This window comes from Acinetobacter sp. NBRC 100985, assembly GCF_000241225.1.
In the GTDB taxonomy this organism is placed as follows: domain Bacteria; phylum Pseudomonadota; class Gammaproteobacteria; order Pseudomonadales; family Moraxellaceae; genus Acinetobacter; species Acinetobacter venetianus.
Genome location: NZ_BAEB01000045.1, coordinates 1 through 16,236 on the forward strand (window position 1 = coordinate 1; position 16,236 = coordinate 16,236).

At 38.9% G+C, this 16,236-nt stretch carries 8 protein-coding genes; 5 read left to right on the top strand and 3 right to left on the bottom strand.

Annotated elements, in window-relative coordinates:
• The 3 genes from ACT4_RS15165 to ata form a co-directional block, all read right to left on the bottom strand.
• On the bottom strand, window positions 1–2,070 hold a 2,070-nt coding region (locus ACT4_RS15165; protein ID WP_007483616.1), incomplete at its 3' end, for an ESPR-type extended signal peptide-containing protein.
• A gap of 414 nt (window positions 2,071–2,484) precedes the next feature.
• Window positions 2,485–3,276 carry an OmpA family protein gene (locus ACT4_RS15170; protein ID WP_007483618.1) on the bottom strand — a complete coding sequence of 264 codons (792 nt, stop codon included), beginning with the start codon at window positions 3,274–3,276 and terminating at the stop codon, window positions 2,485–2,487.
• A gap of 60 nt (window positions 3,277–3,336) precedes the next feature.
• Window positions 3,337–9,609: a trimeric autotransporter adhesin Ata gene (ata, locus tag ACT4_RS15175; RefSeq protein WP_007483620.1), complete on the bottom strand. Its 6,273-nt coding sequence runs from the start codon at window positions 9,607–9,609 to the stop codon at window positions 3,337–3,339.
• Between the two features lie 460 nt (window positions 9,610–10,069).
• On the opposite strand from ata, the gene ACT4_RS15180 reads away from it, so the two are divergent.
• The 5 genes from ACT4_RS15180 (at window position 10,070) to ACT4_RS15200 (ending at window position 16,214) form a co-directional block, all read left to right on the top strand.
• Complete coding sequence (locus ACT4_RS15180) at window positions 10,070–10,657, top strand: 5-formyltetrahydrofolate cyclo-ligase (RefSeq protein WP_007483622.1); 588 nt, start codon at window positions 10,070–10,072, stop codon at window positions 10,655–10,657.
• Between the two features lie 144 nt (window positions 10,658–10,801).
• Window positions 10,802–13,231, top strand: a complete 2,430-nt coding sequence (lon, locus tag ACT4_RS15185) for an endopeptidase La (protein WP_004880862.1) — start codon at window positions 10,802–10,804, stop codon at window positions 13,229–13,231.
• Between the two features lie 323 nt (window positions 13,232–13,554).
• Window positions 13,555–14,034 carry a 23S rRNA (pseudouridine(1915)-N(3))-methyltransferase RlmH gene (gene rlmH / locus ACT4_RS15190; protein WP_007483624.1) on the top strand — a complete coding sequence of 160 codons (480 nt, stop codon included), beginning with the start codon at window positions 13,555–13,557 and terminating at the stop codon, window positions 14,032–14,034.
• Window positions 14,035–14,143: 109 nt separating this feature from the next.
• Window positions 14,144–14,917 (top strand): class III extradiol ring-cleavage dioxygenase, encoded by a 774-nt coding sequence (locus ACT4_RS15195; protein WP_004880866.1) that lies wholly within the window; start codon window positions 14,144–14,146, stop codon window positions 14,915–14,917.
• 190 nt (window positions 14,918–15,107) lie between these two features.
• A complete protein-coding gene (locus ACT4_RS15200; RefSeq protein ID WP_007483625.1) occupies window positions 15,108–16,214 on the top strand; it encodes an META and DUF4377 domain-containing protein in 1,107 nt (368 codons plus the stop codon).
• The last annotated feature ends 22 nt before the right edge of the window (window positions 16,215–16,236 follow it).

The window sequence follows — 16,236 nt, forward strand, 5'->3', positions numbered from 1 at the left end:
AGTCTTGTCATCCGCCGCTGCTGTTGCTGCATCCAATTGGCCTTTGTTCACCGCTTGGTCTGCTGTGGTCGCATCCGCAACATTACTGATGTTGGTGTTCGCCGCATCAATACCTGTAGTCGTGATGCTTGGACCACCTGTAATCACTAAGCCTGTTGTATCTAACTTGCTGTTGCCTGCTGTGACGCTGTCGACACTAATATCCGATGCTAAACTTAATTGCACACCATCTGCAGTAGTAACACTGTTGATATTACTATCACCTTTAACATTGATAGTTTCTCCCAACGCATAGTTATTTGAGGTACTACCATCACCAAAATTAATGCCTTTTTGTGCTTCTGCTAGTGCTGAATTCGCTGTAGTTTGTGCAGTCGTTACATTGTTATTCGTGGTAGTTAACTGACCAAAGTTAACCGCATCACCTGATGCTGTACCTGCTGCAACATTTGTAATCTTTTGATTATTTAAATTTGCACCACCATTTAGATTACTTACTCCCGTAACACTCAATGTGCCACCAGTTGCAAGATTTCCAGCTGTGACTGTTCCTGTAAATGTAGGCGCATCTACTACGCTATATTTATACGTATTCGTAGCAGCATCATAAGTTACAGTGGTATTAGTACCATCGGCTAAAGTAACTGTTTCACCTAAGCTAACTTTATCTGTAGCACCTGCATTTGCTCTAAAATTCAAACCTTTTTGTGCTTCTGTTAACGCAGAATTGGCAGTAGTTTGAGCTGCATTTGCCGATGTCTGTGCCGCATTTGCAGCATTTTGCGCAGTCGTTACGTTATTATTCGTGGTGGTTAACTGACCAAAGTTAACCGCATCACCTGATGCTGTACCTGCTGCAACATTTGTTATCTTTTGATTATTTAAATTTGCACCACCATTTAGATTACTTACTCCCGTTACACTTAATGTGCCGCCAGTTGCAAGATTTCCTGCTGTAACTGTACCTGTAAAGACAGGTGCATCAGCCATTTGAATACTAACAGTATTTCCACTCACTGACGTTTTTAAATTATTTCCAGAATAAGTTCCAGCTGTTGAACCAGTTCCAGTAATATTCAAAGTTGTACCTAACTTATTAGCAGAATTACCTGTATTACCAGCGAAAGTAATTGATTTTAATATTTCTGTATTTAAATTAGCAATTGCTTGGGGAACTGTTGTTACAGCAGCATAATTTGACCCATCGGTTTTTGTAATTGTATAACTTGGTAAAGCTACAATCCCTGTTTTAGCAGCAGCAGCAATTCCTGTAGATCCGAGAATAGTAGCAATCTGATTAAGTTGAGAAACATTAATTGCATCATTTGCTTTATAACCATTCGCAACGTTTGACAATCTCATAAAACGATCAGTAGCCCAAGTACCACTTTTAGTTCCAGAGTAATATCGATCATCACCAGCAGCATGTCCAAATGAAACTGTATCATCCTCAACTACACTAGATTCAGCACCCAGCGCATATGAGTTTTTCCCCAAGGCAGATGCATCATTACCAATAGCAACTGCTCCCTTACCATCTAAAGTATTCTCACCAGAGTTAGCATAAGCACCACTACCAATTGCTACAGAACCACGACTCATTGCTTGCGCATTATTACCAATCGCTGTTGTATAAGCCTCACCTGCTACTGAACTAGGACCTAGTACAACCGCACCTGTACCTGTTGCTAAAGCACTGCGTCCAATCGCAATCGAATCTGAGCCTTTCGCACAAGCTGTTCCAGATGCAGTACTATTGTCACTCCCAATTGCTATTGCACCTGTAGCCTCACCTCCACTTCCTGCACTTGTCTGAGTACAGTTGGTACGTGTACTTGCTGTTCCAGCTTCATAACCAGCATGAGCAAAATTCGCTGTAAATACTGTAAAAATTGCTAGCAATAGTTTTTTATAACTAAATTCTTTTTGTAATTGAGCTGTATCTGAAACTTCAACTAATACCGTTTGCCCAACACTTCCACTATTTTTTGTTTTCCCTTTGGCAATTTCAGAAACCGCCACCCATACGCCTAAAGAGGCATTCCATACAACCTTATAAACCTTATTCATAATAATTTCCAAACGCAAGAAAAAGTTACAACTTGTAGACTTATGTATACAAGTCGGTCTACTAAGTAAAAAAATGTAATTTATTGTTGGGTAAAATAACGTTTTTCTTGTGAGAAGTAAATCACACTTTAATCCTAATAAGATAACTAAAACTCACATTACAAAAAGGTGTTAAAAAATGAGACTTTTTAATATATTTATATTAAAAACATGAACTAATATTTAATTTTTAGTAAAAAATAAAGTGTACTTTTCACTTAAGTCTTTTAAAAAAACATTAAAAATATGCTATTACATGACGATAATTGACAGTAATTGACTTTTAATATCTAAAATTATTCTATTTAGATTTGTATCAAGAAATAAAAAAAGCCAGCTTGATGGCTGACTTTTTAGTTTAACTAAAAGGTAAAATTACCAATTTACATTAACGCGTCGATTTGGAGCCAAACAACCAACAAGACGGTTATTAGCTTTGTTACCCGCACATTGTTGGTATAAATCAGTTTGGCTATTGGCTTGGATTTGAATACGATTTACATCAATACCTTCATTTACCAAAAGCTTCGCTATTGTATTCGCTCGCTGTGCTGAAAGTTGATGGTTATATGAAAATTTACCCAATGGATCAGCAAAACCTGCAACTGTAATCGGACCTGTTGAATTGCTTTGCTTAATTCGCTCGGCAATTGCCGCCACAGAACTTGAACCTTGTTCGATTGCATTTACATTTGAGCGATCAAATGCAAAGAACACGCTTCCTGATCTTGCTCCAGTTAAATTTGCATCATTTGGTACTTGATTGTTTGCACCCCAAGCCATTAAACCTTCACAAGCCTCTCCTTTCCAGGATAAGCGCTCAGATAGATTTTTTTTATCAAAGTCTACGCGTAACTGGCAACGTAAATAATCTTGGCTATTTGGCTGGCGAATATCTAACACATAGTTCCACGTTTTTACAAAAAATACCCCTTCGCTAAATTGAGGATTGCCCAAAATATATCGAATTTGGTCTTTAGTTAAACCTGTATCTAAGCGTGCAACATTGTCATATTCATAACGCTGTACTTGTTCAAGGTAACTTTTTTCAACCGTAGGAAATTTAATTTCTTGTTGCTGATTTACGGCATCTTCTTGTGCAACTGCAACTGTTGCGCTTAAACCAACGAATGTTGCCATCATCAAAATTTGAATATTTTTGTTCATTTCATTACTCATCATATCTGTTAGCTAAGGAGAGCCGGTAGCTCTCCTTATTTGAAGCAATTAGTCAATAATTGTACTTACACCAATACGTACTAATGGGCTTCCCTGACTTCCTAGCGCAGCACCAGTTGTAAGTGACCAACGACCATTGTCAGCAGTACGTCTGAACGTTACACCAACAGCATTTTGATCATTATAGTAAGCAGCACCAACAGCCATTGTTAATTTGCCTGGTACAAAAGGAGCTTGTTCCAATGCCGCTGTTGCAGCAATACCAGCAGACATTTTGTCTTCTAAATTATCAATACGTTTATTCGTATCGTAGAAAACTTGCTGTAATTGATCGCCAAGGTTATTAATCTTGTTCCCGAGATCTTGATTAGACTGATTCAATGCACCGATTGCATCATTAATATTGTTTTTACCTGTACCGCCAATATCTTTAGTCGTGATTGAGCCATCAGCATTGATTGATGTATTACCACCAATACTATTTTTGATGCTTTCTGAAATGTTATGAATTTGACCACCATTCACAGCATGGTTAGAACCTGCTTTGATTTCACCGTCTTTTACGCCTTGAATGACACGGTTACCATCTTTTCCAGCCATATTGATACTTGTACCGCCCGTATCTTTACCCACTGTGATTTCACCATTTGGCTTTTGTTGCTGAACCAGACCAGACTTACCATTGTTAATGTTTTCAATGTTGTTTTGAATGTTCTGAATATCATTTGAGTTTTGGTCAACTTGCTTCTGCACATTCCACAATTGACCGCCATTAACCGCATCTTTAGAACCCTCAGTAACCTTACCGTCAGCAACATTTTTCAGGTTTGTACCTTTATCATCACCACCTAAAGTGACTGAGTTTTTATCAACATTGCCATCTTTGTCTTTGTCATACTTTACAGTATTGTCAGATAAATCACCGATCTGTTTACCGATTTGATCTTTGACATCACTGATTTGCTTATCAAGCTGACCTTTGTTAACTGCATCTTTCGCATCAACGCCATCAGCAACATTGGTAATTTTCTTAGCACCTGCATCAATACCATTGATCGTGATACTTGGCCCACCTTTAATGGTTAAACCATTATTGTTGAGTACTGTATTACCTGTTGTAACGCTGTCAAATTTCGCATCTTTTAATAGCTCGATTTTCACACCATCTTCAGTGATACGAGTAATGATATTTTCACCGCTAGTTTTGTCTTCAGCAGTATCAGCGTCTGCACCACCAACGATATTCAATGTATCGCCAAGCTTACGATGTACTGATTTTCCACCTGACGCTTTTTGATCATTTGCACCAAAGTTTAAACCTTTGTTAGTCAGATCATTGACGCCATTAGTTACTTTATCATCCACAGATTTAATCGCATCATTGATGTTATTTTTACCTGTACCACCAATGTTGTTGGTCGTAATACTACCGTCTGGATTAACAGTCGTGTTGCCACCAATGCTGTTTTTGATGCTGTCAGAAATATTCTGAATCTGACCACCATTTACAGCGTCTTTTGAACCATTGGCGATTGCACCATCAGCGACATTAGTAATTTTCTTATTACCTGCATTGATACCATCTTTGGTGATACTTGCACCGTCTTTAATGGTTAAACCATTGTTATTCAGAACTGTATCACCCGTCGTGATGCTGTCTAAAGTTAAGTCTTTCTTGGTCGAAACCTCAAAGTTAGTACTACCATCTTTATTGGTGGTCTCTTTAACAACAATATTGTCGCCTTCAGTCACCGTTGTTTTGGCTTTGATTGCAGAGTCTTTCACTTCAGCAATCGCATCATTGATATTATGCTTACCCGTACCACCAATGTTGTTGGTTGTAATACTACCGTCAGGATTAACTGTAGTATTCCCACCGATACTGTTCTTGATGCTGTCAGCAATACTATGAATCTGACCGCCATTTACAGCTTCTTTTGAGTCCGCTGAGATGTGACCATCTTTAACGTTATCTAAAGTCGTGCCATCCTTACCTTGCAATGTCACTTTATCTTTAGATTTTGGATCGTCGTATTTTACAGCTGAATCATCGCTATCTTTTTGCTTCGCAGCAAGCTGATCTAGTTGACCTTTATTTACTGCATCTTTGCTATTTACACCATCCGCTACATTGCTGATGACTTTATTACCTGCATTGATACCGTCTTTGGTAATGCTTGCACCATCTTTGATGGTTAAGCCATTATTGTTTAATACGCTGTCGCCTGTCGTGATACTGTCAAATTTCGCATCTTTCAATAATTCGATTTGAATACCATCTTTTGTGGTACGGGTAATGACATTTTCACCGCTGGTTTTATCCGCAGGCGTTGCTGCATCTGCTCCACCGACGATATTTAACTTGTCACCCAACTTACGATGAACATCTGCACCTGCATTGCCTGCAAAAATGAGACCTTTGTTCTCTAACTCTGTCTTGGTGCTATCAATCTTGGTATTCAGTTCAGTTTTAGTGTTATTGATCGTGTTGTTTAACTCAGTCTTGGTATCTGTAATCTGAGTGGTTAACTGATCTTTAGTATCATTTAACTTGTTGTTGGTATCCTTAATTTGGTTACCAAAGTCTTGCTTTGTGTCATCTAATTTTTTATTGGTATCGACAATTTGATTACCTAGATCTTTTTTCGCATCGTCTAACTTGCTATTGGTATCAGTAATTTTGCCATCTAAACCATCTTTAACTTTGGTCAGCTGGTCAACATTCACTGCATCTTTACCGTTCACACCATCCGCAACATTAGTAATGACTTTGTTACCTGCGTTGATGCCATCTTTGGTAATACTTGCACCATCTTTAATGGTTAAGCCATTGTTATTAAGTACACTGTCGCCTGTCGTGATACTGTCAAATTTCGCATCTTTCAATAATTCGATTTGAATACCATCTTTTGTGGTACGGGTAATGACATTTTCACCGCTGGTTTTATCCGCAGGCGTTGCTGCATCTGCTCCACCGACGATATTTAACTTGTCACCCAACTTACGATGAACATCTGCACCTGCATTGCCTGCAAAAATGAGACCTTTGTTTTCCAATTCGGTCTTGGTGCTATCAATCTTGGTATTGAGTTCAGCTTTAGTATTATTGATCGTGTTGTTTAACTCAGTCTTGGTATCTGTGATCTGAGTGGTTAACTGATCTTTAGTATCATTTAACTTGTTGTTGGTATCCTTAATTTGGTTACCAAAGTCTTGCTTTGTGTCATCCAATTTTTTATTGGTATCTACAATTTGATTACCTAGATCTTTTTTCGCATCGTCTAACTTGTTGTTGGTATCAGTAATCTTGCCATCTAAACCATCTTTAACTTTGGTCAGTTGGTCAACATTCACTGCATCTTTACCGTTCACACCATCCGCAACATTAGTAATGACTTTGTTACCTGCGTTGATGCCATCTTTGGTAATACTTGCACCATCTTTAATGGTTAAGCCATTGTTATTAAGTACACTGTCGCCTGTCGTGATACTGTCAAATTTCGCATCTTTCAATAATTCGATTTGAATACCATCTTTTGTGGTACGGGTAATGACATTTTCACCGCTGGTTTTATCCGCAGATGTCGTTGTATCTGCTCCACCCACGATATTTAACTTGTCACCCAACTTACGATGAACATCTGCACCCGTATTGCCTGCAAAATTGAGACCTTTGTTTTCCAATTCGGTCTTGGTGCTATCAATCTTGGTATTCAGTTCAGTTTTAGTGTTATTGATCGTGTTGTTTAACTCAGTCTTGGTATCTGTAATCTGAGTGGTTAACTGATCTTTAGTATCATTTAACTTGTTGTTGGTATCCTTAATTTGGTTACCAAAGTCTTGCTTTGTGTCATCTAATTTTTTATTGGTATCGACAATTTGATTACCTAGATCTGTTTTAGTGCTATCAATTTTCTGATCCAAGTTCGTAATGTTTTGCGTATTTTGATTCACACGCGTATCAACATTTTTAAGCTGACGTACAGTAACCGCATCAGAATCAGCAGAACCATCTTCAACATTCGTAATACGGCGCTCTTTACCAGCAGAACCAACTGAGATTACACCATTTGACATTGAAGCATCACGATTGGTTAGGAAAGAACTTCCTGTTGCTTCTGTTGCGATAGCATCTTGTCCTAATGCCACACTATTTTCTGCATCAACACGGCTACGCGCACCTAAAGCCACACCACCTACAACCAGTGATTGAGCACCTTGACCTACAGCAACCGCATTTTCTTGATCGGCAATTGATCCCCCGCCAATCGCCGCTGAATTTTTACCTGTTGCTTTCGCACCACCGCCTACAGCTGCTGCATTTTCATTACTTGCTTCCGCATCTTTACCAATTGCAGCCGCATTATCACCAGTTGCCTGAGCACCACTACCAATCGCAGCTGCACCATTTCCAGTCGCTTTCGCACCTTCACCTGGTTTATTACCTGAACCTATCGCAGTGGAGTTTGTACCTAATGCCAATGAGTTAATCCCCATTGCAGCAGCACCATCACCTGTTGCTTGTGAAACTGCACCAAATGCAGCAGCGCCTTTACCAGATGCATTAGACATTACGCCGAAAGCTGATGAAGCATCACCTGTTGCTTTTGAAGTCATACCAAATGCAGATGAGAATGCACCAGTAGCTACCGCCTGAGTGCCGACCGCAGTTGAGCCATGATTTGCTTCAGTTGTTGGATAACGACCCGCTTTTAATACGCCACCTGTAATATCAGTATAGGTTTTGCTGAGTTCTGCATCTTGTGCAATTTTATCAACATCATCGCCACCAATCGCAACAGAAGAATTACCACGTGCAATAACATCAGCACCAATTGCAATAGATTGATCACCAATTGCTTTTATTTGATCGCCAATTGCAATTGATTGATTGCTATATCCGGGACGCAAGCCTGAAGCGCCTTGTGTTGACGCATTACGACCTATTGCAATATCACCTTGACCAACAGTATTTGAACTTGCACCCATTGAAATAGCACCAGTTCCAGCTGCTTTAGCATTTGCCCCAAGCGCAACCGAATTCCAGTCCGTCGCATTCGCAGCACTTCCGATCGCTGTTGCATCACGCCCTGCCGAAGTTGCATTTACACCAACCGCAATCGCATTGCGCCCTGTAGCACCATCATTTTCAAAATTACCGCCTTGAGTCCCTCTATCATTGATACTGACATAATGAGAACGTGCGGCTTTTAATTGCCCCACAGTAGCAGCATCGGAATCAGCAGCACCATCTGCAACATTTTGGATACGACGTTCCGCACCAACACCACCTACTGATAAAACACCCGTTGGCGCTGCTTGCTTTGTTAAAAAACTTTCACCTGTTGCTTGAGTTGCTTTTGAGTCTTTGCCGAGTGCAATACTATTCTCTGCATCTGAACGCGCACCCTTACCAATTGCAACACCACCTTCGTGAGCTGCTTCAGCTTGATCACCAATCACAACGGCATTGTCTTTGTTTGCTTTTGCACCTGTACCAATCGCAACTGACTTTTTCCCCGTAGAAGCTGAAAATGCCCCAATCGCTAATGAATTTTCTTGAGTTGCAACCGCACCACCACCAAATGCAATCGAGTCTTTACCCGTTGCTTTAGTTGCCATGTTAGGTTGATATGAAGCACCTGCTTGTCCAGCAACAGAACCAGCATTTTCAATATCTGGAGAACCGATTGCAATTGAACGATAGCCTTCAGCCGTTGCTGAGTGACCAATTGCCAAAGAACCTTTACCAGTAGCAGCGGCTACATTACCAATCGCTTGAGCAAAATCAGCCGTAGCTGCCGACTGACGACCAATCGCAAGAGACGTATTTCCTTTTGACAAAGCTGCCGTACCGATTGCTACACCTGCAATATCAGTCGTAGTGGCATAAGAACCAATCGCTGTACCAAAATTATTTTGAGTGGTCGCGCCAGTGCCTAAACTAATTGAACCACCTTGTTTTTGTGCGCCTGCAAATGCACCAGTTGCATTGTTATATGGATTTTGACGATTTGCGATATTTGAGATACCAGTTCCTTGAGTCTGCGCCCCACAACCAATTGCAATATCTCTGCTACCAGAAGTATTCGCTGTACCCTCACCACATCTGTCTCCAGAAATCGATGTTCCTGAACCTGAGCCGCCTCCAATATTTGTAGCAGCAAATGCAGTAGGAGAAAAACTAATTGCACCAACCAAAACCGCAGCTGATAAATTGAGAATTTTTGATTTGGTTTTTGTTTTACTTTTTGCAAGTTCAGAAGTTGCAACCCACGCCCCAAGAGAAGCATTCCAAACCACTTTATATACTTTATTCATAAAAATTCTCAGATAATTACTACAGTTATTGATGGTCTAAAAATGCGAAACTGCATTTTTAGTGTCGCCGCTAAAAAAAGAGCGGCGGATGCTAATCAAACCGAGTAATTTGGTAAAGAATATACAAATGTATATAATTTAAATGTGAGACACATTTCTCATATTTCAAAAATAAATAAAAATACAAACAATTGATTTAAATTAATAAAAAACCAAAATGTTTCAAATTGTTTTCTTTTGTTTTTATTTCATGAATGACACAACAAATAGAATAATAACTCTAATAAATTAATAATTTTTACATATAAAACAAAATATTAAATAAACCAAATGGTAAAATAAATTAACAAAACATCACAGACCAAAAGATTAATTCCACACATAAAAATCATCATTTTGTTTTAAATATTTTGGAACAAATCGAGTATGATTTAGAGGAGTAAATGATGTTTGAACCCATATGAACAGCAGTTTAAAATTACTAAGAAAACAACTTCGCTTAAAAAGAAAACTGATTACGCCTATTCAACATAAACAAATCGAACAACAAGTATTAAATCAATTGAGATACTGTCCTCAATTTAAATCATCTAAAAAAATCGGATTGTATTTACACGCTTTTGGTGAAATACATACACGAAAAATAATTGGGCTATGCTTTAAACAAAAGAAGCAAGTATATTTACCGATGATTTGCTCGATGAACCAAAACCTTGTTTGGGTAAAAATCAGTGCAAATCAATATCTCAATAAGCGTTTCTCTCACCATCCGCTTGGTATGAAAGAGCCTATGGCAACGCGCGGACAACATATATCTAAATTAGATTTACTGGTGATGCCGTTATTAGCGTGTGATCATTTCGGAACAAGAATCGGTATGGGAGGTGGTTTTTATGATCGTACTTTGGCAACAGCACCACATCAGCCTTTTCGACTGGGTCTCGCGCATTCATTTCAATATATAAATGAACCTTTATTTAGACAGAAATGGGATCAGCCGCTAAATGCCTTACTGACTCCTGAAAAAATTTATTACTTCAAGTCTTAGTCTCTAATTTCTATGAATTTGTAGGCGAAAGTCGACCAATTTAGTCTTTTTTTTATAATTTCTCTTGTAAAACCCTTGTAATTTTTGAAATGCACATCACTATAAAAAACATGGCAACACCGTTGTCACTCATTAGGAGTGCCCATGTCTGAATATATTATGAATAATGAAACAAGCTTAGAGCCGCAGGTTCCAAGTGTATTACCACTATTAGCGTTACGTGATGTTGTGGTGTATCCACACATGCAAATCGCGCTATTCGTGGGTCGTGAAAAATCGATCAATGCAGTGGATGTGGCTCGTAACAGTGACAATTTAGTATTTGTAGTTGCGCAAAAAGATTCGCTTACAGAAGAAATTGATCACGATAATCTCTATCAATATGGAACCGTGGCTAAAATCGTACAAGTTGTGAATCATGAAAATGATGAAAACTGTATTAAAGTGCTGATCGAAGGCTTACACCGTTCTAAGTTAGAGCGCATTATCGATGGCGAAGAATATCTGACAGCAGAGCATCATTTAAGCCCAATGAATGTTCCATTGGATAAAGAAGCACAAGAGACTCGCTTAAATGAATTACGTACTCTATTTGCTCAATATGCAGAAGCAAAATTACGTAATGCGCGTGAACTTGTTGCAGCTGCAAATAAAATCGAAGACTTATTACAACTTATGTTCTTCGTGGCGACTCGTGTGCCTTTAAATATTGAAGTGAAACAAAAGTTTTTAGAACACGACGAATTTGAAGCTCATCTACAAGAGTTGATGAATTATTTGATGAATCAATCTGCTGAGCAGCAAATTGAACAAACGTTACATGACAGCGTAAAACGTCAAATGGAAAAAAACCAACGTGAATACTTTCTAAATGAAAAAATGAAAGTCATTCAACGTGAACTTTCCGATATGAATGGCGGTGCTGAGGATGATGTAGCTGAGATTGAAAAACGTCTTGCAGAAGCTGATCTACCTGAGCATGTACGCAAAAAAGCTGATGCTGAATTCCGTAAGCTCAAAGCGATGCAACCCGCTTCAAGTGAGGCTGCTGTTGTTCGCAACTATTTAGAAGTCATTCTAGATACTCCTTGGAATAAGGCGAGCAAAGTTAGTATCAACTTGGCGAAAGCTCAAGAAATTCTAGATACGGATCATTACGGCTTAGATGACGTTAAAGATCGTATTGTTGAATATCTTGCAGTTCAGTCTCGCGTGAAGAAACTGAAAGGCCCTATCCTTTGCTTAGTTGGTCCTCCAGGTGTGGGTAAAACATCACTTGGTGAGTCAGTTGCCAAAGCAACAGGCCGTGAGTTTGTTCGTATGGCACTTGGTGGTGTCCGTGATGAAGCTGAAATCCGTGGTCATCGTCGTACCTATATCGGTGCGATGCCGGGTAAAATTGTGCAATCTTTGACAAAAGTTGGTGTAAAGAACCCACTGTTCTTACTCGACGAAATCGACAAGATGGCGCAAGACTACCGTGGTGATCCTGCTTCTGCATTACTTGAAGTGCTCGATCCATCACAGAACAATAAATTCAATGATCACTATTTAGACCTTGATCTTGATCTGTCAGAAGTGATGTTCATCTGTACTGCAAACAGTATGAATATTCCTGAAGCTTTATTGGACCGTATGGAAGTGATTCGTCTACCGGGTTATACCGAAGATGAAAAAGTAAATATTGCTGAGCGCTATCTTGTTCCAAAAGCAATCAAGAATAATGGTCTACGTGCCAAAGAATTGACTGTTCATGAAGAAGCAATTCGTGACATCGTACAACGTTATACACGCGAAGCAGGTGTTCGTAGCCTAGAGCGTGAAGTATCGAAAATTGCACGTAAAGTAGTTAAAGAAGCGGTGAGCAAGAAGTCTAAAAACTTACAAATTGATGTGACTTCTGCAAATCTTCCTGAATACCTAGGTCCACACAAGTTTGACTTTGGTATGGCAGAAGATGAAGCACAAGTTGGTCGCGTAAATGGTTTAGCTTGGACTTCGGTAGGCGGTGAATTACTTACGATTGAAGTTGCTGCGGTAAAAGGTAAAGGTAAATTCATTACGACGGGTTCGCTCGGTGATGTAATGAAAGAATCAATTACTGCTGCAATGACTGTTGTACGTACCCGCGCTGATGATCTAGGTATCGAGGCTTCTCGTTTTGATGAAACCGATGTACATGTGCATTTACCTGAAGGTGCGACACCAAAAGATGGTCCATCTGCTGGTTTAGCTCTGACCACTGCCCTTGTATCAGCATTTACTGGCATTCCAATTCGTCCAGATATTGCAATGACAGGTGAAACAAGTCTTGGCGGTCGTGCAATGCGCATCGGTGGTTTAAAAGAGAAACTTCTTGCAGCACACCGTGGTGGTATTAAGCTCGTATTTATCCCGCAAGATAACGTACGTGATTTGGCTGAAATTCCTGACAATGTCAAAGAAGGCTTAGAAATCAAAGCGGTGAAAAGCATTGATGAAATCTTACCTTTAGCATTAACAGACACGCCAAAGCCTTTGCCAAAAACACCTATTGTAAAACCAGTAGAAGATGCAAAAGCAGCGCGTCACTAAAAATCAGTACCATAAAAAAAGAGAGCTTAGGCTCTCTTTTTTTGTTACATAATAAGGTTGAAAAATGATCAATTTATTGCATAATAAAATAGAGTCAATAAAAAGAAAGGCTAAATTCTGACTCTTAAACTAATTTTAGTGTTATCTGAACTCCAGACGGATAACACTTTAATCGCAGCTCATACACATTTTGAGCTGCGTTTTTTATGTAGAAGCATAAACCATCATTCTGAAGTTTTTATGACAAGTAAACATTCAATTAAACCGCCATGTAACAAGTTGAATGTTTATAATGTCTCTATATTTTCCACATTACTTTTTTTATGAAAATTCGAATTCTCACCATTGGTCAAAAAATGCCTGCATGGGTACTTACTGGATTTGAAGATTACTTCAAACGTATCCAACCTTTTGTACAAACACAGGTCATTGAATTGCCGATGGCTAAACGAGGTAAAAATGATTCTGAAGCAGATATTTTAAAATACTGCCAAATCGAAGGTGAAAGTATCTTAAATGCACTGAAACCTAATGAAACACTCATTGCACTTGAAGTCGGTGGACGCGAGCTGAGTACGGAAAAACTCGCAGATACCATGAAACAATGGATGCTTGAAGGCAATGACGTTGCGCTTGCAATCGGCGGACCTGATGGTCATTCAGATGCCGTTCGTAAAGCTGCGGCTTGGCATTGGTCTTTATCAAAACTAACCATGCCTCACCCAATGGTGCGTATTTTGTTGATTGAGCAACTTTATCGGGCAATGAGTATTAACCATAATCACCCTTATCACCGTGCATGACTTAAGCCAAATTGTTCTGATTATAGAACAATCTGTTGAAGTTTAACGGCTGTCATTCTCCCGCTGATTTTGTCACGATAGTGATGTAATTCCAATCAGGTGCTTATTTATGAATTTCCAGACTTTACCCGGATTATTTATTTCTCATGGTTCACCCATGCTTGCACTTGATCCAGAACAAGTAGGCCCTGCTTTATATCGCTTAAGCATCAACCTACCAAAACCTCAAGCCATTATTGTGATGTCAGCGCATTGGGAAAGTCAGGCATTGGAAGTCAGCACTTCTTCCAGACCACAAACGTGGCATGATTTCCGTGGCTTCCCACCTGAGTTATATGAAATTCGTTATCCTGCGGCTGGTTCACCGACTTTGGCAGAAGAAATACTGAGTTTATTTGCTGATGCTGGTATTGCTGCACATGCTAACAGCACAAGACCACGCGATCATGGTGTATGGATGCCATTACTGCATATGTACCCTGATGCAGATATTCCTGTCATTGAAATCTCCCTTCCAATCAAAATGACTGCAGACGAGATTTACAAAATTGGGCAAGTATTATCACCATTAAGAGAACAACAAATTTTATTAATTGGTTCAGGCAGTATCACACACAACTTAGCAGAACTCTCATGGCATGCAGATGCAGACGTTCCTTTTTGGGCAAGTAATTTCCGTAATACTGTGGTGAGTAAACTCAGCCATCAAGATTATGATGCAGTACTTAATTGGCCAGAGTTGCCCTATGTTCAACGCAATCATCCAACGCTTGAACACTTCGCGCCATTATTCTTTGCTATGGGGACAGGTGTTCGATTTAGTATTGTACATAGCAGCTTTTCGATGGGTTCTCTGGGTATGGATATTTATCGTTTCGATTAAATTGATTATTTTATCAACCAATCTAAACTAGGTTTGCTTTAAATAGAGCAAACCTACAAATCTCCTTTATTTATCTTAAACTTACAAATAAATACATTTAACACACTTAATCCATAAATGGATTGCATTTTCTTTTTTTAAGAATGATTTAAGCTTATTACTGTTTATTTTTAACTGTTGTTTTTTAAATATGAAAATTAAATATTTAGTTCTCGCTTTGCTTCCGCTTTCATTAATGGCTTGTCAAACAGTACAAAACGTTAGTGATAACGTAATTAATCAAATTAACACGAATGCTGCGAAAAACTTAACTGAATATAATTGGACATATCAAGGTTCTAAAGCATCTAAACCTTTAGAGCTATCTTTTAGCCAAGATCAAAAACTTTCAATCCAAACTGGCTGTAATAATCAAGGTGGTACGTGGAAAGTTGAAGGCAACAGCATTGTTGTTTCGCCACTTGTATCGACAATGATGGCTTGTGCAGATGACTTAATGCAACAAGAACGCTTATCTTCTGATATTTTCAGCGAGAAAAAAGTACCGTTTGCAATCAGCACTTTAAATGGTGAAGCGATCTTGACTGTAACTGATAGCAAAGGTCAAAAACACGTATTTGCAGGTACTAAAGTGGAAAGTAATAATGTATTAACAAATTACACTTGGTCGTATCAGCCAGCTGAGACAAAACGTCCAATCGTATTGAATTTCTTGGCAAATGACCGTCTTTCTGTAGATACAGGTTGTAACCGCCTTAATACCTCTTGGAAAGTTGAAAATGGTCAAATCATTACTGGTGATGGCGCATCAACATTAATGGCATGTGATCCTGCATTAATGAAACAAGAGCAATTTGCTGGTCAATTATTAACAAAAGGCAAGATTCCTTTTGAAGTGAATACAACTGATTTACACGCACCAAGCATGACGCTGACGGATGCAAAAGGTCAAAAATATACTTTTGTTGGTAAAATGACCCCCGAAACTAAATACCAATCTGAAGGTAAAACTGTTTTCTTGGAAATCGCACCAGAAACTAAATCATGTGTAGGTGTTGCTCCACAAACTTGTATGCAAGTACGTGAAGTAAAATATGATGACAAAGGCATCAAAACTTATGCAGATAAAAACTGGTCATTGTATTACGGCCAAATCGAAGGTTTCGAACACAATCCAAACCAACGTGTAATCGTTCGTGTTAAACGTTTTGATATTAAAAATCCTGCTGCTGATCAATCTAGCATTGCAGATGTATTAGATATGGTTGTTGAACAAGAAATTGTGAAAAAACCATAATCGTATTCTAGTAATAAAAAAT